The organism is Thermotomaculum hydrothermale, assembly GCF_016592575.1.
Classification (GTDB): Bacteria; Acidobacteriota; Holophagae; order Thermotomaculales; family Thermotomaculaceae; genus Thermotomaculum; species Thermotomaculum hydrothermale.
In genome coordinates, this window is record NZ_AP017470.1 from 2,173,957 (window position 1) to 2,195,123 (window position 21,167).

Below are 21,167 nucleotides of genomic sequence, written 5' to 3' on the forward strand. Positions count from 1 at the left end.
CCCCCTTTTTCTATTTAAAAAGATTTTGGAAAATTTACATATACATACCACCTGAAACATTTAAAACAGTGCCTGTAATATATGATGCTAAATCAGATGCAAGGAATAAGACTGCGTTTGCAATGTCTTCCGGGGTGCCCGTTCTTTTTAATGGAATTGTTTCAAGCATTGCCTTTTTTGTTTCTTCGCTTAAATCCTTTGTCATATCTGTTTCAATAAATCCAGGAGCAATTGCGTTTACAGTTATGTTTCTTGACCCAATCTCCTTTGCAAGTGATTTTGTAAATCCAATAATCCCCGCCTTTGATGCAGCATAGTTAGACTGGCCTGGATTTCCCATTAGCCCAATTACAGAGGTGATGTTGATTATTCTTCCGCTTCTTTTTTTTAGCATTTTTCTTAACACCTGCTTTGTTACATAGAAAATTGACTTTAAATTTGTATCAATTACGCTTTCAATCTCATTATCCTTCATCATCATTAAAATATTATCCCTTGTGATTCCAGCATTGTTTACAAGAATGTCAATGTCGTATTGTTTTTGAATTTCTTTGAAAACCTCTTTAACCTTTTCTCTGTCTGTTATATCAAGGGTAAAGTATGGGCTATTTCCCAATTTCGCTGCTAATTCCTTTAATCTTTCCTCATTCCTTGCAATCAGGATTACCTTTGCCCCCGCTTCAGAGAGTTTTTCTGCAATTGCTTTGCCTATTCCCCTTGAAGCGCCTGTTACAATTGCGGTTTTCCCTGTTAAATCAATCATACCGACCTCACTCGTTGATAAATCTTAAAAATTTTTCAAGTGAAGACATATCTTCAATGTTTAGTATATTTACCCCTCTGTCAATCTTTCTAACAAGACCGCTTAATACCCTTCCTGCTCCAATTTCAACAAAGGTGTCAATACCGTCTTCTATCATATTTTCAATAAGTTGAGCCCATTTAACAGGGCTTGTTATCTGCTCCTTTAACCTTTCTTTTATTTCATCTGGGTTGTCAATTGAGGTGGCTGTTACATTTGAGTAAAACCTGTAAGCCGGTTTTTTAAATTCAACCTCATCTATGAAGGGTGCTAAGTTTTCCCTTGCCGGTTTCATCAGTTCACAGTGAAATGGGGCGCTTACCGGCAATTCAACAACCCTTCTTGCCCCTGCTTCCTTTAATGCTCCCATTGCCTTTTCAACTATATCTGCATGGCCTGCAATAACAATTTGAGCAGGTGAGTTTATGTTTGCAACAGATAAAACCTTTCCCTCTTCCTTAACGCTGTTTATAACCTCTTCAACCTTTTCAAAGGGAAGGTTTAATACCGCTGCCATTTTCCCCATTCCAACAGGCACTGCGTCCTGCATAAACTCTCCCCTCTTTCTAACTATTTTCACTGCATCTTTAAATGGGATAACTCCAGCACAGACGAGGGCTGAGTATTCTCCCAACGAGTGCCCTGCAACAGCCTCAGGCTCTATGTTGTTATCCTTTAAAATTTCCCAAATTGCAGTAGAAACTGTTAACAATGCTGGCTGGGTGTTATAGGTTAATTTTAAATCCTCTTCAGGGCCGTGAAAGCAGAGTTTTGAAATTGGATAGTTTAAAGCCTTATCTGCTTCAAAGAATGTTTTTTCTGCCTGTTCAAAGTTTTCGCAGATTTCAAGCCCCATTCCAGCATACTGTGAGCCCTGTCCCGGAAAAATAAAAGCGGTTTTTTCAAGTCTCATCGCTCCTCCTCTTAATCTTTAAAGTTCTTCTTCTATTTCCTCTTCAACAATAGATAAGTATTTTACCACACCGGTTTTTAAAGCAACCTCTTCAACAGCCTTTGCAACAGCCTGATGCACCTTTTTGTTTAAAATGTTTGGAACTAAATCCCCGTCCATTGTAAACTTTGCAATTGTTCTTGCTGCTGCAATCTTCATTGCATTGTTTATTGTTTTTGCCCTTGCATTCAATGCCCCTCTGAACAGTCCGGGAAAACCAAGGGCGTTGTTTATTGCTTTGCCGTCTGCTGCATACAAAGCCCCTGCGTTTAACGCATCTTCCGGGGTTATTTCAGGGTCAGGGTTTGACAATGCTAAAATCACCTGTTTTGGTTTTACCATTTCCTTCTTTATCAATCCTGGAACCCCTGTTGTTGCAATAACTATCTTTGATTTTTCCATAACTGTTTTTAAGTCTGCAGGTTTTCCCCCTAATTTTTTAAACATCTTTAAAGCATTTTCATTTATATCTGCACCGTAAATTTCCTGAACCCCGAAAGCTTTAAGGAGTTTTGAAATTCCCATTCCTGCAGCACCCAGGCCTATAATCCCTATTGATACCCTTTTAAGATTTATGTATGTGTACTGAGCAATGTTTAATAGTGCTGAAAGCACCACAACCGCAGTGCCGTGCTGATCATCGTGAACAACAGGTATGTCTAATTCTCTGTCAAGGGTGTCTTCAATTTCAAAGCATTCAGGGGCTTTTATATCTTCAAGTTTTATTGCACCAAAGGTTGGGGCTATGGCCTTTAAAGTCTGGATAATAACCTTTGGGTCTTTGCTGTTAATGAGAATTGGAATTCCGTTTATTCCTGCTAACTCTCTGAACAACACAGCCTTTCCCTCCATAACGGGCATTCCTGCAACAGCCCCAATGTCTCCTAACCCTAAAATTGCCGTTCCGTTTGTTGCTATTGCAACATTGTTGTTTATGCTTGTAAATTTATATGCGTAATCTGGATTTTCTTGAATTAGTTTACATACTTGCGCAACACCTGGAGTGTAAACTATTGATAAATCGTCCATTGATTCAATCTCAACATTTGAGCAAACTTTAATTTTGCCGTTAATGTGGTATTCCTTTACAACATCTTTAACTTCAATTAAGTCAACCCCTTCCATTTTCCTGATTGTGTCGGCAATTGTGTCAAATGTTTCCTCATCTTTAACATAAACATCCATTTCCCTGATTTTAAAATTTTTGCCTATGTGCACTGTTTTAATTTCACCAAACAGCGCACCAAATTCTCCAACCATTGTTGCAAATTTTCCTAAAAACCCTGGGTCTTCAAGGATTTTGACTTTAATTCTTTTTATTATTTTATTTCTCATATCCCCCTCCATAAAAAAAATACACCGCCATTGTACACCAAAGAAAAAATAAATAAAGTTTTGTAAAGATTTATTTAAATAATAAGCATTGTTAAGTCAACAATTCCGGCAGAGTGGGTAATGTAGCCTGATGAGATATAATCAATATCAAAGTATTTTAATTCTTTTATCCTTTCAATAGTTATTCCCCCAGACACCTCTATGAAAAAATTGTAATCATTTTTATAGGTGCATGCTTTTTCAATGTCTTTATTATTCATATTATCAAGGAGAACTCCGTCTGCCCCTACCTTTAAAGCCTCTTCAAGTTGGGTTAAATCTTCCACCTCAACCTCAATCTTTATTAAGTGATGGTTGTTTTTCCTGCACATTTGAACAGCCTTTTCTATGCTTCCGGCAGCCTTTATGTGGTTTTCCTTTATTAAAATACCGTCAAATAGCCCGTACCTGTGGTTAAAACCTCCACCTGTTTTTACTGCGTATTTTTCAAGGTATCTCATTCCCGGGGTTGTTTTTCTTGTGTCAAGAAGTTTAATGTTTGTTCCCTTTAATTCTTCAACAAATTTATTTGTTGTGGTTGCAATCCCTGATAGCCTTTGAACGAAGTTTAAAAGAGTTCTTTCAAGTTTTAGAAGTTCTATTGTGTTGCCCTGTAGTGAATATATAATATCTCCATTTTTTGCACTCTCTCCGTCTTTTTTAAAAACGGTAAAGTCAATATTTTTGAAAAAATTCTTAATCTCTCTTAAAACAATCTCTCCACAAACAATGCAATCCTGTTTTGCCTTTATAACCGCATTTGAAGTATGATTTTTTTCAAAAATACTCTCTGAAGTAATGTCTCCGTGCCCTATGTCTTCTTTTAGAGCTAAAGCAATAATCTCTTTTATCCCTTCCATAACACTCTCCTTAAACGCCTTTATTATAAACTTTTTTGTTGAATATTAACAGTTTTGGGGTTATTATTTTTTTATAATCAACAACTTATGGAGAGGGTGTTATGAGGAAAATACTGGTGTTAATCCTGTTTGTTTTTTTGTTTTTTCCTTTGGGCTTAAAAGGGGATATTGCAGGAAATAAGGTTGAGGGTAATAAGATTGACAAAAAATTATTAAACACTCCTTCAAAAGTAATTTTATTTGATAAAAAAATTGATATAGTAAAGCCTCTTTTGACACCAAAAAAAATCAGACAAAACTCAGGAAGAGTTGATTTCAAAAGGAGTTGAATACCACGATAAAGGGATGTACAGAGAGGCTCTGGACATGTACAAAAAGGTGTTGAAACTTAACCCTGACAATGTAACAGCGTTGTCGGAGACGGCTTTTACCTATTTTGCAATGGGGGATTATGAAAAAAGCCTTGAATACGCTTTAAAAGCGGCAAGGTATAAAACAAATGTGCTCGGGCATATTTACACAGAGATAGGAAATGCCTTTGACGCTTTGAACAAACCCTATTATGCTCTTGCATATTACAGGGAAGCAATAAAGAAACAGCCTGATTACTTTTTAGGCTATTACAATGCGGGCATTACTTTGGAAAGGTTAGGTTATAGGGATAAAGCAAAAGAGTGTTATAAAAAGGCTTTAACTTTAAACCCAAATCATTCCTCAAGCACTTTAATGCTTGGAAATTATTACTATCAAAACGGTTGCAGTATCTCCGCCCTTCTCTTGTTTTACAGGTTTTTAATCCTTGAGCCTGACACTCAAAGAAGCGAGGCTGTTTTTGAAGCAATTAATGATATTTTAGGTGGAATGGTGGAAGAAAAAAAGAAGGATGTTCTTTCAGTTAAACTTAAAGAGACAGGGGGAGATTGCGGAGGAGATTTTTCCTCGGTTTTTATGAGTTTTGGGATTATAAGAATGTTCAGTTTTGCAGACAGAAAAACAAAAAAAGGCAAAAGTGAAAGCGAGATTGAAAGAATAAGTTTTGAGATGGAAAGCCTTTTTTCTATTCTTGAAAACAATAAAAAAAAGAAAGAAGGTTTTGTTTGGGAGTTTTATGCACCCTACTATGCTGAATTAAAAAAGAGAGGGTATGTTATGCCTCTGGTAATGCAGGTTTTTTATAGAAAGTATCAGGCGGCGGCTAAAAAGTGGTTTAAGGACGAGAAAAACGCCAAACTTTACGATGAATTTATTAAGTGGAGTGTTGAAGGGTATAAATTCCTGAAGTTGAAAATTAAATGGGAATTTTAGAATGTTTCAGGGTCTAATTCTATCTTTTTAAAGACAGGCTCTAAGATTTCAAGTGCTGTTTGCTGATGCTCTTTTACCGCTTGCTGAAATTTATACCAGTGTGAGTTGAAGAAGTTTTCCCTGTTTTCGCAAAAAAAAGTGGTTACAGGTATTGTTGATGGGATTTCAGTTTCAATTGAGGGGGTCTTTAAAGCCTTACTTATCCACTCATTTTTTGAGTATTCAGGCATTTGCCCGTATTGAAAGTATAGTTTCATTCTTTTTTTCTTGTAATAATCCCCGTGTCTGAATTCTTTGTAATAGCATTTTTTGAGGGTTTCAATGGTTTCTTTTTTTGCCTTTTCCTTTAAATTTCCTTTTAAGTTTTTGTTTTTAAAATTCCACAGGTAATCAAAGATTTTTTCTACTGCATTTAAAAACCTTTCTGTATTGTGCACTTCTTCGTTTTTAGAGATAAGCCTTTTGTCTTTCCATACTTTACCAGGAATGTCGGGATTTGTTTTTGCATCTGCATGTCCGATATTTGGCAGCATTCTCTCAATTACCCCCTTCATTCCGTTAAAGCAATCGTAGTATCCAACAAAGTTTTGATGTGCAAATGAGTCTGCGTATGTATGAAGGGCTATTCCAATTCTGTAAAGGTTTTTGGTTTCTAATGCTTTTTCAAGCAGTGTTTTTACATTTTTACTGTTGGGGGTTGTGTTTAAAAGGTGAAGTTTTCCGTCTTTTCTCATTGTTGAATTGTTGTCATAATCTCCCGGGAAAAAGTGAAAGCAGGGGTAAATCCTCATCAACTCTTTTTTAGGCTTTAAAATATCCATTGTCTGGCTTATATAGTTTTTGTATTCTTCACCTTCTTTGATGTTTACTCTGCATTTTTCGCAATTATCGTCTGTGTACTGAGATGAGTATGCGAGTATATAGGAAGAATCTTCGTCAAAGCCTGCCTTTCTTGCAATAATGTAAACAGAATAGTAATGAAACTCAATGTTCATACTATATCCCCCTTGAATTTTTTATGTATTTTTCAAAGGCAATAATTGCTGCACCGTATGCCCCCATTAGTTGAGGGTATTTTGGGAGAAAAATCTTGTAACCTGTTTCCTCTTCAAGCATTTTTTTTATAGCCTCGTTTTTTGCAACTCCCCCTGATAGCATTATTGGTGGGGTAAAGGCAACAGAGTTAATCATTCCAACTATCCTGGTAACAAGGCTTCTGTGCAGTCCCTTTAAAATAGCATCTATCTCTTCTCCATAGGCAAGGAGGGAGATTATCTCTGATTCAGCAAAAACTGTGCATGTTGAGGAAATCTTCAATTCTTTTTTCGCATTGAGGGCTATTTTCCCTATCTCCTCAACAGAGATTTCCATCTTTCCTGCGGTATGCTCTAAAAATCTGCCTGTTCCTGCTGAGCATTTGTCGTTCATTGTAAAGTCAAGAACCCTTCCCTTTTTGTCAATAACAATCACCTTGCTGTCCTGCCCACCTATGTCAACGAGAGTGCCTCCAAATCCAAGAGCATTATATATTCCCTTTGCATGGCAGGTTATTTCAGTCAGGTTTTCCTTTGCATCTTCCACCAATTTTCTCCCATAGCCTGTTGAAATAATCGGGATGTTTTCTTCCTTTAAATCGCTTTTTACCTTTTCAATCAACTTCTTTACCTGCTCTTTTATTCTTGGTTTTGTGTTTTCAATGTGTTTGTTGATTATAATCTTTTGCTCATTAATAACCACCAATTTTACAGTGGTTGAACCAACATCAATTCCTATTGCTTTATCCATTGCTAACTCCTAACATTTCAAAAAATGATTCTATTCTAATTACAGTTTGCTCCTCTGAATAGGCGTTTTCATCATTCTGGTCTGCCTCAAGCAGCATTGCCGGAATGCTAAATTCCTCTATAAGTTTGTTTCTCTGGTCCATCTGTCCCATTGAATAAGGTTTGCATGAGCGGTCTGAGTGGAGAATAACTCCGTCAAGGTTAAATCTCTTAACCATATCTGCCATTGTTTTAAGCTTATGACCTGCTCCTCTGTTTAAAATTGGTGATAGGTAAACCCTTGCCATTACCTCAAATTCATCTTTGTTTAAATCCATTAACGGAGCAAGTTCTCCCCATGCATAGGTGTATGTTGATATAGGGATGTTTATCCCTTTTTCTGCAAGTTTTAATGCAAGTTCCCTCATTTTAAACCATATGGGAAGATTGTCCCATAAAAGCCTTCTCTTCTCCTTTTTTATTGCACCAATTCCTGAATTTACTCTAAATTTTACCTCTTTATACATTGTATTGTAAAAGTCAACAGTCTCCCTATCCCCTCTCATTTCAACAATGGGGGCCATAAATACAAATTGGTCAAAAACTGTTAATGGTGATGGCCTCTTTGCACAGAGGTTGAGTATTTCAAGCCATAGCTCGGTTGCATCTTTTGAAAACTTGATTACTTCTTTTAAATCCTTTTCTTTGAGGCTTTTACCTGCCGCCCTTTCAGCGATAGGGAGGAGTACATTTTTTAATTGCTTTTTTACATAGTCAACCTGGTGGGGTTCAATATCCCTGTAAACAAAAGGAGTGTCAATTATCACAAGGGGAATGTTTAGGTATTCCTGAAGCATTCTATACCAGTGCAAAACAGTCTGGCATATATTTGAGCATGCGACAAGTAAATCAGGTTTTGGAAGTTTGCCTGCAGGGGTTTTCCCTGATAGCAAAGAGCCTATGTCTGTTCTAACATAGGAACATACATTTTGTGAAAGCCCCTGTTTTTGTGCTGTTTTTATTAAATCCATCTGCACCCTTCTTGCACCGCATAATGCTGCGTGGTTTTCAGGGTAAATTAGAAAAAATCCAAGAGCTTTGAGTATTTCAATAGGTGCTCCTGATGTTACCCATGCCACAGGCTTTACCCCTTCAATATACCTTCCTTTAAAGTAATGGGAAGAGACAAATTCTTTTGTGTATGCTGTAATTTTCAAAGGAGGATTTAATGGGGAATTTTCTCCTGTTATTTTTTCAATCTTTCTCTCCCCTATCTTTCGCTGTCTTTTTAGATATGGTTTTCCAATTAGATTTGTCATCAGGTAATATCTTATAAACTTCAACACATTCATTGTAATGTCTCCATAAAAACCTCTAACCTTGTTATTGCCTGCTGGGATAACTCTTGATTTATATCTGTGTCTATTAGAATTGACTTTATGCCATTTTCCCTTAATCTTTTTCTTATGTGTGGGATGTAAAAGTATTCCTGTTCGCAAAAGGTTACAATGTAAAATATTACTCCCTTTGCGTTTGTTTTTTTTGCAATTTCAAGCAATCTCTTTACCCTGAAATCAACACTATCCCCCCTTGAAGGGTCAGGTGGGGAGTTTATTATAGATTTTGCAAGCCTGTTAAAAGGGTTATTTCCCTCTGAGGGGGGGTAAAGCCTTCTTCCTGTTATAGCAAGGTCATCTCCGGCAACAATGCCGTTCTTTTGATTTATTACCTTAAAGATTTCCATAGGTTCAGCCAAAAGCCCGGATATAATTACTGGTGTCTTTTCTATTTTTGAATCTTTTTTGTACATTAAATAAATGTCTTTTGCAATTTCAATAAACTCTTCAGCTGGGAGGTATTCTTTTGTTCTTATTAGTGAGTAGAATTTGTAATCATCTATGTCAAGGTAAAGCCTCTGGTCTAAAAGTTTTTTAAGGACAAGATTTGCCTTTTCCTCAATTTCAATGTGTTTTTTTAGTTCTTTGTAAGACGGTTTTTGCCCTGTCAATTCTGAAAGCATATTGTAAATCTTTTCTATCTCTTTTGTGATGAAGTCAATATCAACACTCCTTCTCCCCCTTGGGGTGTAAAATGTAAAAACCTTTTGTTTTGGTTTGACAAAATCAAGAAAGATGCTTCCTAACCCCTGCAACGAATCGCAAGTATGAGGTATGAGGAACATATCACAAATATCCAGATTCTTTTTTAAATGATAGGTTAAAATAGAGTGGACGACTGAACAAATGTATGTCTGAATATGTGCCTTACTTTCAAGGGTATTTAGTTTGGGAGGTCCCCATATTTCGACTGGCAGGATATTAAAAGCCCTGAAAATTGCTTTTGGGTAATGATAGGGTGCAACCCCGATGATTTTTCCACCTTTTGCTTTAAATTTTTGTATGGTTTCTATCCTTCCTTGTACTTTTAGCATTTAACCTCCTTATTTAATTGATTATTATAGCAATTAGTTACTAAAATTTTCAATTTTTTAACCTTTTGTTTTATTTAAATGTTAGCCTGGGTTAAAATATTCAAGACAGGAGGATAGATGATTAAAAAGTGGAAAGAAAGAATAAGAAGGGCTGCTGATTCTGAGTACGCATTAGTTTTTTTGTGCCTCACCTCATTTGCTGAAAGTTCTTTTTTTATAATACCGCCTGATTCTCTTTTAACTCCAATGTGTCTCTTTGACCCAAAGAAGTGGAAAAAATTTGCGTTTTTTACAACAATTTTTTCTGTTTTAGGTGGGGTTTTTGGATATGGGATTGGTATGTTTCTATTTAACGAAGTTGCAAAGCCGATAATCAATTTTTACCACCTGTGGGATAAATTTCAGTATGTTGAGCATCTTTACAGAAGTTACGATTTCCTTGTGGTTTTTGTGGCAGGATTAACCCCTCTTCCCTACAAGGTTTTTACCATTGCTGCTGGAGTTTTTAAAATGAATTTATTGGGCTTTGTTTTTGCATCTTTATTTGGGAGAGGGATAAGGTTTTATATTGAGGCTTTTCTTGTTGCAAAATTTGGTGAAGAGGCATTGGAGTTTTTGGAGAAACACTTTGTTTTTGCCACTATTGTAATTGCTCTCGTAGTGGTTGCGGGAGTTTTAGTTTATTCCCTTTTCCTGAGGTAGTTTATGAAACGCTATTTAGTCAGGGTTTACGGAATTGTCCCGGGGGTAGGTTTCAGGTATTTTACCCTGTCTAAAGCAAAGCTGTTAGGGATAAATGGCTTTGTAAAAAACCTACCTGACGGAAGTGTTTTTGTGGACTGTGAAGGGGATGATGAGAATTTAAGAATTTTCCTTGACTATTTGAGAGAAGGCCCTCATTTTGCTCTTGTGGAAAGGATTGAAATACAGGAAGAAGCACCAGAAGGGTATATTGACTTTGAAATAAAAAGATAACTGACAAAATTTGTCGTTCGTCCTCTGTTTTTTATGTAGATTTTACACAATTTTTTTTAAAAATCCCGTTTAAATCAGGCATGGATATTGCAGTTAAATAAAGAGACTAAAAGTCTATTTAAGGGGGGACAATGAAAAGTAACAGAGGCTTTTCAATGATTGAGCTAATGATTGCAGCTGCAATCTTTGCTTTTGCTATGCTTGCAATTGCAGGTATGTCTTACACTTCAGTTTACCTTGTTAGTTCATCAAATTCAAGGTTTACCGCAACCACCCTTGCTTCAAGTGTTATAGAGCAGGCAAGGAACCATGGACAGGCCTGGGCAAGTTCTCTTGACGGAGATGTAAAATACTTTGACGAAGTAGGAAACGAGATTGATAGCCAGGGAGGCCAGATGGGTGTTGTTTTTAGAAGAACTATAACAACCCAGACTCTTGGAACAGGGACTTTAATGAAAGTAAAGGTTACCTGGACAGAAAGAGGGGAGGTAAAAAATGTTATCCAGAGCGCAATTATTTACTAATAAAAAGGGGTTTACCCTTGTTGAATTGATGGTGGGAATGGTTGTTGCAGTTATAGTTATGGGTATGACTTACGCAATTTTTACCTCACAGTTAAAACTTACAAAAACAGAGATGAGTATTAATGATTTGCAATTAAACACTCAAACTGCTTTAAGGTATCTTTCCAAAAAGATGAGAAACCTTGGGTTTGGAGTTACCACTAAACTTCCTGTTCCTTCCGTTATATGGTATGACGGAGACGAAGGAGCTTCCTCAAGTGGAGGAGGTGGCCAGGGAGGAGGCCCTGGTGGTACAAGTGGAGGGATAGCAGAGCTATCTATCTGGCCAACTGATAATCTTGCGTATTCTGATATGGTTGCTTTTTATTCATCAGATGTGCCAAGTGAAATCAAGGTTGTAACTTATCATCCGCATTCTCAGGTTGCTTTTTTAAAAGAGCCTAACATCTTAAGTGAAGGGGTTGAGCATGGCCATACTGACAAATATATAGGTCAGCTTTTGATGTTTTACGATGATGTAAATCAAACATTTGAGATTGTAAAAATAACAAATGTTGTGGCAGGAACCCATGGTGGAGTTGAAACCCAGGTTGTATTTAACCCTGGTTGGGGAGGCAATTCAAATCAGGGATTACCTTTTATCCCAACAAGTGCTGTTTATTTAGGCGATTATAATATGATGTATGTTGACAATAATAATATTTTAAGGGTTATTGAGGGGAATCAGAATATTCCATTAATGACAAATGTTCTTTCTTTACAGGTTGCCATGGGTGTTGATACGGATGGAGATAATGTTGTGGATAGCTGGACTTTTAATGAAAGCGATTTAAGTTCTCTTTACGAAGTAAAGGCAATGAAAATATATATAGTAACAGCTACAACAACAGAGCAAAAGGGTGTTTCTATGAGTGTTATGGATAAAATAAATCAGCTTGACCAGAATTCAAACGGATTGTGGAGTAGGGAAGTTGATTGGAGCACTGTGATAAATGATTTTCAGCAGGTTCATGGCTCTGCCCCCGGTGTTCCGAGGGTTTATTCTTTCGGCTGCCAGTTAAGAAATGTTTATACCTGTAATTGAGGGGGGTGTTATGTATAGAGAAAAAGGGGCTGCAACCCTTACAGCAACAATTATAATTTTGATGTTATTAAGTGTTTTAGGTATAACTTTGTTGTATCTTTCAAAGTCAAGTTTAAAAATAGCTACCAGTTTTGAGAAGAATGAGCAGGCTTTCAATGTTGCAGAATCAGGGCTTGAGAATATAGTAAGAACAAGGTTAAGTACATACAATGACCTTATAACTTACCTTTTTTACAATCCCTCTGATTTAGACTCTTTGCCTGATCCGAGGTTTGCAGATTTTGATGCCCTTATTAATGGCCAGGGGGCAAACGGATCTCTTTACTCAGCCTATTACTCACATTTTCCTTTTCTCAAAGGCTCATATGTTGTTGATGGTGGAAATCCTTCAGATTCAAGTGATGATGTTGTTGGTGAGTATTATATCAGGATTATTGATAATGATATTTTTATTAACGAAGATGGAGATTTGTTTAAGAATCAGCTTGAAGATGAGGATGGTGACCCTTCTAACGGTGTGGTACTTGCCAATATGCGAATAGACAGAGATAGAAATTTCTTTGTCCAGGGAAGGGGTATTATACGCCAGGGAACGAGAATTTTGGGAACAAAATTGATCACCATCAGGATTTGTGCTATTGAACAGGCATCAGGGACGCAAAAAGGCGGTTCTGCGGCTAATGCTAATGTGGCTAAAAGATTTTGTATACAATCAAATTTTATTCCACAATAAAGGGGGATTTTATGAGGAGGGTAATAAATTCAGCAATTTTGTGCTTGCTAATGATAACCTTTGCTTTTTCAGGTTATGCAGCCTGCACCAGAAAGGTTTTTGACCCGCTTGAACCAATAAACAAAACAGTACCACCAAATATTCTGGTAGTTGTGGATAATTCAGGTTCGATGGCATGGGATACAAGAAATCTGTATTTATATGATTACAGAACTAATACTTATGTGTGGTATGGTGATTATGCACCTGCTACTGGTGATTATTACCATTATAGCCTGGATTATCAGAAGTATTATTCAAGGATTAGAAGGGTTCAACCATATGAGAGGTTTGACTACAGTACACCGGCCGGTTTAACTCGTATTTCAACAGGTAATTATGCCAAGGTGGGAGAGATCCAGATTCCTGATAGTGGGAAAGTAGATTACGCAGGGTTTGCTGTTGATGTCTGGGTTCCATATGATGTGTATCGTAACAGAACTAAAGCAAATATTTCTATTAAGCTTGAACACGAAGGAATTGAGACAGAAATTAAGCCTACAAATCAGTGGTTTGCCTACAGATATTCAGATGGTTACGCTGGTTCACGGGATAGGAAGATAATTAACGGAAGGTATTATTACAGGTTGAGGGTTCAGTATGCATTCCCTCAATTTTACGGACAGGATAAGGCGGGTGTATGGAAGTTGTATTTAAAAACCTCTTATACAACTTACAGGTTGTATTATGAGAGGTTTGGATTGGCTTTCAATATATATGTTTCAAAAATGACAGCTTTGAAAACAGTTCTTAAAAGAATTTTTGAGGCAAATCCCGAAGTAAGGTTTGCCCTTGGCACCTATAAAGCAAGAGCCAGTTATACAACTGTTTGGGATGCTGATGGCTTAAAAAGAAGTTCTTACTACTGGTATGTTACTTCCTCAAATCCCGGCCTTTCTGTCTGGGAAGACTGGCCTTCTGATGGGATTGATACCCAGAGTAACAGGCAGTCTCTAATTGAATGGATTGATTTAAAGGATGCAAATCACGATGAAACAGTCAACGGTAGTTTGAGAAAAGAGATATTTGCAAGGGGATATACTCCTATACAATCTTGTATGAGAAATGTAAGAAGTTTTCTTAACTACAAATATTCTCAGGATAGTTATCAGGCATGCAGAAACTATGCGGTTGTTTTTATGACTGACGGTGAGTGCACAGAGAGAGGGTGTAGCAATACCACAATTAGAAACACTATTGCATCTATTTACAGAGATCATATTATTCAGGTTGGTACTTCAAGCAGAGGGACAAAAACATATGTAATAGGGTTATCTTTAAAAGAGGAAGATAGGCAATGGCTTGATGATTGGGCTGATGCTGGAGATGATGGGGATTATAGAAATAATTCTGCCCACGCTTATATGCCTCAAAATTCAGAAGAACTAATGGAGGCTTTTTCAGATGCAGTACACTCTGCCTCTGCACAGGAAGTTGTTATTAATTCAGATGTTATTTTTGGAACGATAAACCCGGATAAAGCACCTGCTGGGACAATCTTTCATGCAGATACTTTTACAACCCCTTCAGGGGCGACCTATGAAGGTAAATATCCTGCACTGGAAGCAAATATCATGTATACAACAAAGATATTTTATCCATCATGGGAAGGGGATTTAATTGCATATATGCCAATGTATAGAAGTGCAAGTGATCACAAACTTTACTACTTCCCTCAAATCTACGATTCTTCGACCGGTACATATAAACCAGATTATCCGAAAATATGGAGTGCAAGGGAAGAACTTTCAAAAGTTTTAAATGGCTATGATGATAATGGTAATCATGTGCCGGGTATTCGTGATGCTTTAGGAATGACAGGGTATACCACAACGGAAGATGACAGTATTCCGTGGAGAAATATTAAATTAGTGGTTCCTAATGGTGCATATCCTAATTTTACAATGATTAACCTAAACCAATTTGTATATGACTCTACCAATCAAAAATGGGTGCCTTCGCCAACTCTTGTCTCTCAGGTTGCAGATGCTGTTTATCCAGGGGATTCAAATGCTATTGGTAAAGCTGCAAAGTTAATCCATTTTGTTCAGACGAGAATGCTGGGAGATATAACATATTCTTCACCTTCTACAATTTTTGAACCTGAAATGGGGTTTGAGGATTGGAGAGATAGTTACCTAAAATACAAAATTGTAGCAAGGCATTTGAGAACTCCTGTTGTGGTTGTTGGAGCAAATGACGGTATGCTTCACGGCTTTAATGCTTATACTGGAAAAGAAGAATGGGCAGTTATCCCATGGGGTGTAATAGAAAGCTTAAAGCAAATGGTTGACAATTACGACCCTGAAAATAATCCATCAGGGCAGGTTGATGTGACAAACCAGGATTCTCTTGGAAGAAACATGCATATATATGGAATTGCTTCCTCACCTAAAATAGTTGATATTGGCAACCTTGATGATGATAATCCTGACAATGATGAATGGCGCACAGTTTTAGTATGTGGTCTTGGAGGAGGAGGTAACTCTTACTTCTGCCTTGATGTTACAAACCCATTAAATCCTCAAATTAGATGGGATACATCTACAAATTCTGATTTTGATGATTTAGGAGAAACCTGGGCTTATCCTGCAATGTGGCTTACTAAAATGGGGAATGATTATTACAATGTAGGATTCTTTACCTCTGGGTACAGCACCGACAATAGCAAAGGGAAAGAGCTGTATGTAATGAATATAGCTACTGGAGATTTAATTACTAAAAAATCAATTTTATCCGGGCGCAATGATGACTTCCTGTTTGCTGCTCCTGCTGGAATTCTTAATCCTGATGCAAGGTTTATTAAGGGTGTTTATGTTGGCTCAACCCATGGGGAATTGTTTAGATACGACTTAATGGCTGATGATGTATGCGAGGTTTTTGACACAAATAACGGCTATGCAATTATTACTTTGCCTGCTGTTTATGTGGATAGCTCCAATAATGAATGGGTTTCTATTGGAGAATTAGGTTGCCAGGATGTATATTCTGGAATCTTTGCCAATAATGCAGTGCTTTATACTTTTAAAGCATATCCAACAAGATCCTGTAATGGTAGCAAGAATCTTGTGGATTTGACGCAATATGTGGATAATTCAAATTTCAACACAGAAATTCCTTTAGGCGGTAATGATGGATACTATTTTGAATTAAAGAGAAACGAAACAATGTTCGCAGATCCGCTTATTACAACCTACTTCTATGAGGATGCAGACACAGGGGCAACAAAATTTGAAACCGTTAGTGTTTTTGTTACCTATCAGTATCCAGAAAGTGGAGATTATTGCGGATTGGGTACTTCTTACCTTTATATATTCGGGGTAACAGATTTGTTTGTAGGAACGAGAGAGGATAACCAGAATGATTACGGTTCAATGGTTTCAAAGGGAAGAAGCGGAAGCCCGGTTAGGACAGGGGTGAGTGGAACAGTATGGATAAATACTCCTGACGGGCCTTTGAGAATTATGCCTCTTGATGATAGTGCAGGTTCTTCATCAATTCCAATATATTCACCTTTGTCAACTAACTGTTCAGATGCTAAAAAAGTAGGAGCTGGCTCATGGGTAGTATATTAAAAAATAAAAAAGGGTTTTCTCTTGTAGAATTACTTGTTGCTATTGCGGTGCTCATAATTATTATGGGCGCCGCAGCCCTTACTGTTGGCACTTCTACAAGGGATGCAAGGACAAAAAAGGCTGCGTTTGTATTTAAGACTATGTTAACTGATGGTTCGAAAGAAGCAATGTCAAGTTATAAACAAATTATTGTTGAATTAGACCCCTCATTTTCCTCTGGTTCAAGGTTCAGGATGTATATAGACAGTGATGAAAATTTTTCTTACGGTGGAGCAAATGACAGAATACTTGCTTACTTTGTTGTGACAGGAGACAAAGTAGACCCTGGTGCACCGGCTGGTTTTAATGGTGATTATTATTTTGTTCCAGATGTTGTTTTTTCAGGGAGTATTGAAGGTGGGGGCAATAGCCTTGACCTTTCTTCGATATATGGGACAGGATTTGAAAACATTCCAATTTTGGGAGGAAATGCAAAAATCATTATAAGGCCGGAAGGGGTCTTTGTTGTAAAGCAGGGAGGAGTTGAACTTCCTGCTGGTGGCCTGGTATTATTCAGGCATACTGATGATATTGATGAGGGAGTTCAGGACAGGCAATACTTTGTTTTAATTACAAAGACTTTTTTAAGGATTTTAAAGCTTGAAGATGATGGAAGCGGTAACTATGTTCCAAAAGAATTGTAGTAATTGATAAATAGAGAAAAATTAACCCCGCTTTATGCGGGGTTTTTATTTGCTATTTTTTGAATTCTAAATAAAGAAATTAAATTATTCAAGTGTAAAAGCAATTGCCATGTGCCCTACCCAGTGTTTAAGTGAAAAGGGTGCTGAAATTCCAAATCCATAACCTTTTAATGGCACAATTGGGTCAATATAGGTATCGTCATAGCGGACAAAGTGGCCGTAGAGATTTTTTCCTGTTAATTTTTCAATTGTTTTTTCTGTTGTTAATAACCCAAAGGGTATTGAGTATCTTCCACACCAAAGTGTTTTCTCGTAAGCTCCATCTGACACAATCCGTTTTATTCTTGTCTTTGTAATCTTTCCCTTATAGTATTTGTCAAATAATTCAAGGTCATGCTCTCTTGCTTTTTTATGCCCCTCTTCTCCCTTTCCAAATTCAAGGTTGTGAAAGTCTTCCCCATAATGGTTTGCATCTGCCGATATTAAAAAGACAACTTCATTAAGATTAAGATTTTTTTCTTTAATGTATGAGACAATTGCCTTTGATAATTCAGAGGACAATTTTTCAATATGCGTTAAATCCATTGGCGGTATCATTACTGGCATTATTTCAATTCCTCTGTCATAGTAATTCAAAAATGGCAGCACTGCTTCAATTGAATGCTCATTTGCGTGAAGGATGTTGCTTATTATATAGTCTTTGTCGTTTAATTTTTGTTTTAAATACTCCCTCATATCAGAGACTTTTACTGGGTTATAAGGGGCATACCAGTATGAGTAGTTGTCAAATATAAGGGTGTTGGTTACTTTTCCTGCAATCTTTCTCGCTGCTTTGTGGGTTACCCCAAATATAATAGCCAGTTTTTTCCCCTTTATCTGTTTGATAAGGGAATTTAAAGTTACTCCTGAGTAAAGGTGGTCGTCGTGGGGAAATATTGCAGCAACAATATTCCCATCAATTCTGTTGTAAGGCAAATTCATTCTCTCAACAGTTTTAATTAACTCTTCAATCTGTTTGTTGCTCCAAGCATAAGAGATGTCATCAAATGGTTTTCTTACATTGTCCTTAGAAAAAACCGCAGTCCCGAATAGCAAAAAGACGCTTAAAAAAATTAAATATCTCATAAATCCTCCCTTTCAGAGGTAATATAGTGGCAACCTGAACTTTCCCTGTTTCTCAAAGCCTGACTGGAAATTACCCTTGCAACTGTTATCATATTCCTTAATTCAATCAGCCTTTTTGATAGTTTATTTTCCTTGTAAAAGTTTTCAACCGTGTTGTAAAGAAAGAGAAGGTCAGTGTTTAATCGTTTTAACCTTTTAGGTGAGCGAATTATCCCTGCATAGTTCCACATTAAATTTCTTATGTTTTCAATATCTCCCTCAATTAAAACAGGGTCGGCAATGTTTCCCTCCGGTTCTATCCAGTCTGGAATCTGACTGATTCTCTTTTCTGATAGTTTATCCTTCTTTTTTGTTAAGGTTTCTGCACATTTGTATGCCATAACAAGCCCTTCAAGGAGAGAGGTTGAGGCTAACCTGTTTGCCCCGTGCAACCCTGTGCATGCACACTCTCCAATTGCATAAAGCCTCTTTATCCCTGTCTCTCCGTTTAACTTTGCCTTTATCCCACCGCAAAAGTAATGGGCGGCCGGGATTACAGGAACAGGATTATTTTCAATATCAATGTTTTTTTCTATGCATTTTTTATAGATTTGTGGGAATCTCTTTTTTATATCGTATTTCTCTTTTACCTTTGTAAGGTCAAGATAAACACAGGGCTCTTTAGTTTTTGTTAAATAATCAAATATTGCCCTTGAAACAATATCCCTCGGGGCAAGAGAGCCTAAAGGGTGATAATCTTTAATAAAGGGGTAGCCGTTTTTGTCAACAATTTCTGCCCCCTCTCCCCTCACTGATTCTGAAATTAAAAATCTTTCATTTGAATAGGGAAGGTAAAGGGTTGTTGGATGAAACTGAATAAACTCAGTATTTATTACCTCGCATCCAGTCCTAATTGCCATTGCAATTCCGTCTCCTGTTGAAGAGTCAGGGTTTGTTGTGTGTTTAAAAATATAGCCAACACCCCCTGTGGCAAGCACTGTGCTTTCTGCAAATATTTTTATTACCCTTTTTTCTTTTAAAAGGTATGCATAGACCCCCCAGACTTCTTTTTTTCTATACCTTTCTTCTGGGTTTCTTGAATGATGTGTGTTATCTATTAAGTCAATTGCCATACAGTCTGTAATAATTTCTATATTTTTGTTTGCTTTCGCTTTTTGTATTAGTTTTAACTCAATCTCTCTTCCTGTATAGTCTTTCTGGAATAAAATTCTTGGTATTGAGTGTGCCCCTTCTTTTGTATAAACAAATTTGCCTTTTTGTTGTGAGAACTCAACTCCAACTTTTTCTATCAGAAACTCTTTTATTACTTTAAAAGCTGTTGAGGCTATTTCTTTTGCAACCTTTTTGTTTACTAATTTTCCCCCTGCCTTGATTATGTCTTTTACAATAAGGTCTGGGGAATCTTTTTCTCCTAATGCAACTATTCCGCCCTGCGCATAGTATGTATTGGACTTTTCTAAATTACTTTCCTTTGTTATTAAGCAGACACTTTGTCCATTTTCGGCAAGGTGAAGGGCTAAGGATAGCCCGCTTATCCCTGAGCCTATAACAAGTGTGTTAAAGAGCATGGCTATTTTGTTGAAAACTTTTCAATAAATTTCTTTAAAACAGGAGGTAATTCAAGAAACGCTCTTATATTTGAATCAGTTAAGGTTTTAACATCGGGTATATTAGAGACAAATTTTTCTGGAATCCTTGAGGACTCAAGCATTTTTTCATTTTTTGAAAACAAAAGCATTCCTGTGTAGCCGGTAATGTAAAAGGCAACAGGCACTGCTATAACTTTAACCCCTATAAAGTGTTTTTTAACCCTTGGTAAAACATAGGAATAGCATTCCCCATATATGTGAAAATCGGAAATCAACTGGATTATTACACCATCTTCCTTTATTACCCTTTTAAGTTTTGTATAAAACTCTTCTGAGATAAGAATCCCTGCTTTGTCAAATGGGTCTGTTGAATCAATTATAATTATGTCCAATGAGTTTTCTTTTAAGTTATCAAGGTATTTAAATCCATCCCCTATTTCAAGCTTAAACCTTGGATCTTTTTCGCATATTTTCCCCCATGGGAAATGCTCTCTGCAAACTTTTACAACATTTCCATCAAGTTCGCACATTGCAATTTTTTTTATGTTTTTATGTTTTAAAAGGTGATAGGCAACTCCAAAGTCTCCACCGCCTATTATTAGTGCTTCTATATTTTCCCTGTTTACAAGTCCAACCGGGATGTGAGCCATAGGTTCGTGATAATACGCTTCCATAAGGTTGGATACATTAAAAACATTGTCTAAAATTAACATTTTTCCGTGCAATCTGTTTTCTCCAACAAGGATGTCCTGATATTTGCTTCTTTTGTGATAGTGCACCCTTTCTATTCTGTGGACAAAGGCAAGTTCAGGCCCCATTGTTTCAAAAAGCTCTATTCTATCCCTTCCGAAAATTCCGTAAACCTCCATTTACCCCCCTAAAATTGATTTATTATTTTGTATTTTTCTTCCATATATTCCTGTTTTGAGATTTTTCCACTTTTGTATAATTTTTCAAGTTTTTGAAGTTTTTCAAGCAGAATATCAGCGCTGTTTCTGTATTGATTTGTATAATACTGTTGCTTTGTGCCAGTTGAGTGAATGGTATTGCTGTTCTCCTTTTTTTCTTTTCTCAAAATTGCAACAGCTTTAAGTGTACTTGTATCAGGTGTTTTTAATCTTGATATAAGTTTTACTAATTTCTGGCTTTTTTTTATTTGATTAGCTTTATTCAGAGAAATAAGTGATTTTTTAATTTCCCCTTCAAAGAAAGCAATATACCCTTTTAGCAAATGGTATGAGTATGAATGGCTTTTGTAACAGTCTTTGTTTTTCCCAAGTAACTTTAATGCCTTCTTCAATCTATTTTCTTTTATTAAATTGAAAACTTCTTTGTTTTTACATGTTTTCAAGT

The 21,167-nt window shown here is 36.7% G+C and carries 21 protein-coding genes; 9 read left to right on the top strand and 12 right to left on the bottom strand.

Annotation, left to right across the window (positions count from 1 at the left end; translation table 11 throughout):
* Positions 1 to 34: 34 nt before the first annotated feature.
* The 4 genes from fabG to nadC all read right to left on the bottom strand — a co-directional run bounded on the left by fabG (position 35) and on the right by nadC (position 3,988).
* Complete coding sequence (gene fabG / locus TTHT_RS10055) at positions 35 to 763, bottom strand: 3-oxoacyl-ACP reductase FabG (RefSeq protein ID WP_236578191.1); 729 nt, start codon at positions 761 to 763, stop codon at positions 35 to 37.
* A gap of 7 nt (positions 764 to 770) precedes the next feature.
* Positions 771 to 1,715, bottom strand: coding sequence for an ACP S-malonyltransferase (gene fabD / locus TTHT_RS10060; RefSeq protein WP_201327850.1), 945 nt, complete (start codon positions 1,713 to 1,715; stop codon positions 771 to 773).
* An 18-nt stretch (positions 1,716 to 1,733) separates the two neighbouring features.
* Positions 1,734 to 3,089, bottom strand: coding sequence for an NAD-dependent malic enzyme (locus TTHT_RS10065; protein ID WP_201327851.1), 1,356 nt, complete (start codon positions 3,087 to 3,089; stop codon positions 1,734 to 1,736).
* A gap of 74 nt (positions 3,090 to 3,163) precedes the next feature.
* Positions 3,164 to 3,988: a carboxylating nicotinate-nucleotide diphosphorylase gene (gene nadC / locus TTHT_RS10070; RefSeq protein WP_201327852.1), complete on the bottom strand. Its 825-nt coding sequence runs from the start codon at positions 3,986 to 3,988 to the stop codon at positions 3,164 to 3,166.
* Between the two features lie 101 nt (positions 3,989 to 4,089).
* Between nadC and TTHT_RS10075 the strand changes: the two genes are divergently transcribed.
* Both TTHT_RS10075 and TTHT_RS10080 read left to right on the top strand, forming a co-directional pair.
* Positions 4,090 to 4,317: a hypothetical protein gene (locus tag TTHT_RS10075; protein WP_201327853.1), complete on the top strand. Its 228-nt coding sequence runs from the start codon at positions 4,090 to 4,092 to the stop codon at positions 4,315 to 4,317.
* Positions 4,298 to 5,293 (top strand): tetratricopeptide repeat protein, encoded by a 996-nt coding sequence (locus TTHT_RS10080; RefSeq protein WP_201327854.1) that lies wholly within the window; start codon positions 4,298 to 4,300, stop codon positions 5,291 to 5,293. The genes TTHT_RS10075 and TTHT_RS10080 overlap by 20 nt, the downstream gene beginning before the upstream one ends.
* On the opposite strand, the gene TTHT_RS10085 is transcribed toward TTHT_RS10080, so the two are convergent.
* Genes TTHT_RS10085 through TTHT_RS10100 form a run of 4 tightly spaced genes read right to left on the bottom strand, consistent with a single transcriptional unit; the run spans position 5,290 to position 9,487 of the window.
* A complete protein-coding gene (locus TTHT_RS10085; protein ID WP_201327855.1) occupies positions 5,290 to 6,288 on the bottom strand; it encodes a DUF6765 family protein in 999 nt (332 codons plus the stop codon). The two genes, TTHT_RS10080 and TTHT_RS10085, sit on opposite strands and share 4 nt — an antisense overlap.
* A 1-nt stretch (position 6,289) precedes the next feature.
* Positions 6,290 to 7,078 carry an acyl-CoA dehydratase activase gene (locus tag TTHT_RS10090; protein WP_201327856.1) on the bottom strand — a complete coding sequence of 263 codons (789 nt, stop codon included), beginning with the start codon at positions 7,076 to 7,078 and terminating at the stop codon, positions 6,290 to 6,292.
* The gene (locus tag TTHT_RS10095) at positions 7,071 to 8,408 is read right to left on the bottom strand and encodes a 2-hydroxyacyl-CoA dehydratase subunit D (RefSeq protein ID WP_201327857.1); all 1,338 of its coding nucleotides are present in this window, start codon (positions 8,406 to 8,408) and stop codon (positions 7,071 to 7,073) included. Before TTHT_RS10095 ends, TTHT_RS10090 begins: the two co-directional genes overlap by 8 nt.
* A complete protein-coding gene (locus TTHT_RS10100) occupies positions 8,405 to 9,487 on the bottom strand; it encodes a 2-hydroxyacyl-CoA dehydratase subunit D (protein ID WP_201327858.1) in 1,083 nt (360 codons plus the stop codon). Before TTHT_RS10100 ends, TTHT_RS10095 begins: the two co-directional genes overlap by 4 nt.
* A 117-nt stretch (positions 9,488 to 9,604) precedes the next feature.
* Between TTHT_RS10100 and TTHT_RS10105 the strand changes: the two genes are divergently transcribed.
* The 7 genes from TTHT_RS10105 to TTHT_RS10135 all read left to right on the top strand — a co-directional run bounded on the left by TTHT_RS10105 (position 9,605) and on the right by TTHT_RS10135 (position 17,100).
* A complete protein-coding gene (locus TTHT_RS10105) occupies positions 9,605 to 10,189 on the top strand; it encodes a YqaA family protein (RefSeq protein ID WP_201327859.1) in 585 nt (194 codons plus the stop codon).
* A gap of 3 nt (positions 10,190 to 10,192) precedes the next feature.
* Positions 10,193 to 10,462, top strand: a complete 270-nt coding sequence (locus tag TTHT_RS10110; protein ID WP_201327860.1) for an acylphosphatase — start codon at positions 10,193 to 10,195, stop codon at positions 10,460 to 10,462.
* 131 nt (positions 10,463 to 10,593) lie between these two features.
* Positions 10,594 to 10,986 carry a prepilin-type N-terminal cleavage/methylation domain-containing protein gene (locus TTHT_RS10115; protein ID WP_201327861.1) on the top strand — a complete coding sequence of 131 codons (393 nt, stop codon included), beginning with the start codon at positions 10,594 to 10,596 and terminating at the stop codon, positions 10,984 to 10,986.
* Entirely contained in the window at positions 10,958 to 12,070 is a 1,113-nt protein-coding gene (locus tag TTHT_RS10120) for a prepilin-type N-terminal cleavage/methylation domain-containing protein (RefSeq protein WP_201327862.1), read from the top strand. Before TTHT_RS10115 ends, TTHT_RS10120 begins: the two co-directional genes overlap by 29 nt.
* A gap of 10 nt (positions 12,071 to 12,080) precedes the next feature.
* Entirely contained in the window at positions 12,081 to 12,803 is a 723-nt protein-coding gene (locus tag TTHT_RS10125; RefSeq protein ID WP_201327863.1) for a pilus assembly PilX N-terminal domain-containing protein, read from the top strand.
* An 11-nt stretch (positions 12,804 to 12,814) separates the two neighbouring features.
* Positions 12,815 to 16,417: a PilC/PilY family type IV pilus protein gene (locus TTHT_RS10130; RefSeq protein ID WP_201327864.1), complete on the top strand. Its 3,603-nt coding sequence runs from the start codon at positions 12,815 to 12,817 to the stop codon at positions 16,415 to 16,417.
* On the top strand, positions 16,402 to 17,100 hold the full coding sequence (locus TTHT_RS10135; protein ID WP_201327865.1) for a type II secretion system protein: 699 nt from the start codon (positions 16,402 to 16,404) through the stop codon (positions 17,098 to 17,100). Before TTHT_RS10130 ends, TTHT_RS10135 begins: the two co-directional genes overlap by 16 nt.
* Before the next feature lie 84 nt (positions 17,101 to 17,184).
* On the opposite strand, the gene amrB is transcribed toward TTHT_RS10135, so the two are convergent.
* Genes amrB through TTHT_RS10155 form a run of 4 tightly spaced genes read right to left on the bottom strand, consistent with a single transcriptional unit; the run spans position 17,185 to position 21,165 of the window.
* Positions 17,185 to 18,225 carry an AmmeMemoRadiSam system protein B gene (amrB, locus tag TTHT_RS10140; RefSeq protein ID WP_201327866.1) on the bottom strand — a complete coding sequence of 347 codons (1,041 nt, stop codon included), beginning with the start codon at positions 18,223 to 18,225 and terminating at the stop codon, positions 17,185 to 17,187.
* Positions 18,222 to 19,793 (bottom strand): L-aspartate oxidase, encoded by a 1,572-nt coding sequence (nadB, locus tag TTHT_RS10145; protein ID WP_201327867.1) that lies wholly within the window; start codon positions 19,791 to 19,793, stop codon positions 18,222 to 18,224. Before nadB ends, amrB begins: the two co-directional genes overlap by 4 nt.
* Before the next feature lie 2 nt (positions 19,794 to 19,795).
* Positions 19,796 to 20,683, bottom strand: coding sequence for a spermine/spermidine synthase domain-containing protein (locus TTHT_RS10150; RefSeq protein ID WP_201327868.1), 888 nt, complete (start codon positions 20,681 to 20,683; stop codon positions 19,796 to 19,798).
* 8 nt (positions 20,684 to 20,691) lie between these two features.
* A complete protein-coding gene (locus tag TTHT_RS10155) occupies positions 20,692 to 21,165 on the bottom strand; it encodes a hypothetical protein (protein ID WP_201327869.1) in 474 nt (157 codons plus the stop codon).
* Positions 21,166 to 21,167: the final 2 nt, after the last annotated feature.

What these genes read in the sequence shown, in the direction of transcription:
- fabG (WP_236578191.1), bottom strand. Translation starts at nt 763, where the DNA reads ATGATTGATTTAACAGGGAAAACCGCAATTGTAACAGGCGCTTCAAGG.
- fabD (WP_201327850.1), bottom strand. Translation starts at nt 1,715, where the DNA reads ATGAGACTTGAAAAAACCGCTTTTATTTTTCCGGGACAGGGCTCACAG.
- TTHT_RS10065 (WP_201327851.1), bottom strand. Translation starts at nt 3,089, where the DNA reads ATGAGAAATAAAATAATAAAAAGAATTAAAGTCAAAATCCTTGAAGAC.
- nadC (WP_201327852.1), bottom strand. Translation starts at nt 3,988, where the DNA reads ATGGAAGGGATAAAAGAGATTATTGCTTTAGCTCTAAAAGAAGACATA.
- TTHT_RS10075 (WP_201327853.1), top strand. Translation starts at nt 4,090, where the DNA reads ATGAGGAAAATACTGGTGTTAATCCTGTTTGTTTTTTTGTTTTTTCCT.
- TTHT_RS10085 (WP_201327855.1), bottom strand. Translation starts at nt 6,288, where the DNA reads ATGAACATTGAGTTTCATTACTATTCTGTTTACATTATTGCAAGAAAG.
- TTHT_RS10090 (WP_201327856.1), bottom strand. Translation starts at nt 7,078, where the DNA reads ATGGATAAAGCAATAGGAATTGATGTTGGTTCAACCACTGTAAAATTG.
- TTHT_RS10095 (WP_201327857.1), bottom strand. Translation starts at nt 8,408, where the DNA reads ATGAATGTGTTGAAGTTTATAAGATATTACCTGATGACAAATCTAATT.
- TTHT_RS10100 (WP_201327858.1), bottom strand. Translation starts at nt 9,487, where the DNA reads ATGCTAAAAGTACAAGGAAGGATAGAAACCATACAAAAATTTAAAGCA.
- TTHT_RS10105 (WP_201327859.1), top strand. Translation starts at nt 9,605, where the DNA reads ATGATTAAAAAGTGGAAAGAAAGAATAAGAAGGGCTGCTGATTCTGAG.
- TTHT_RS10110 (WP_201327860.1), top strand. Translation starts at nt 10,193, where the DNA reads ATGAAACGCTATTTAGTCAGGGTTTACGGAATTGTCCCGGGGGTAGGT.
- TTHT_RS10115 (WP_201327861.1), top strand. Translation starts at nt 10,594, where the DNA reads ATGAAAAGTAACAGAGGCTTTTCAATGATTGAGCTAATGATTGCAGCT.
- TTHT_RS10120 (WP_201327862.1), top strand. Translation starts at nt 10,958, where the DNA reads ATGTTATCCAGAGCGCAATTATTTACTAATAAAAAGGGGTTTACCCTT.
- TTHT_RS10125 (WP_201327863.1), top strand. Translation starts at nt 12,081, where the DNA reads ATGTATAGAGAAAAAGGGGCTGCAACCCTTACAGCAACAATTATAATT.
- TTHT_RS10130 (WP_201327864.1), top strand. Translation starts at nt 12,815, where the DNA reads ATGAGGAGGGTAATAAATTCAGCAATTTTGTGCTTGCTAATGATAACC.
- TTHT_RS10135 (WP_201327865.1), top strand. Translation starts at nt 16,402, where the DNA reads ATGGGTAGTATATTAAAAAATAAAAAAGGGTTTTCTCTTGTAGAATTA.
- amrB (WP_201327866.1), bottom strand. Translation starts at nt 18,225, where the DNA reads ATGAGATATTTAATTTTTTTAAGCGTCTTTTTGCTATTCGGGACTGCG.
- nadB (WP_201327867.1), bottom strand. Translation starts at nt 19,793, where the DNA reads ATGCTCTTTAACACACTTGTTATAGGCTCAGGGATAAGCGGGCTATCC.
- TTHT_RS10150 (WP_201327868.1), bottom strand. Translation starts at nt 20,683, where the DNA reads ATGGAGGTTTACGGAATTTTCGGAAGGGATAGAATAGAGCTTTTTGAA.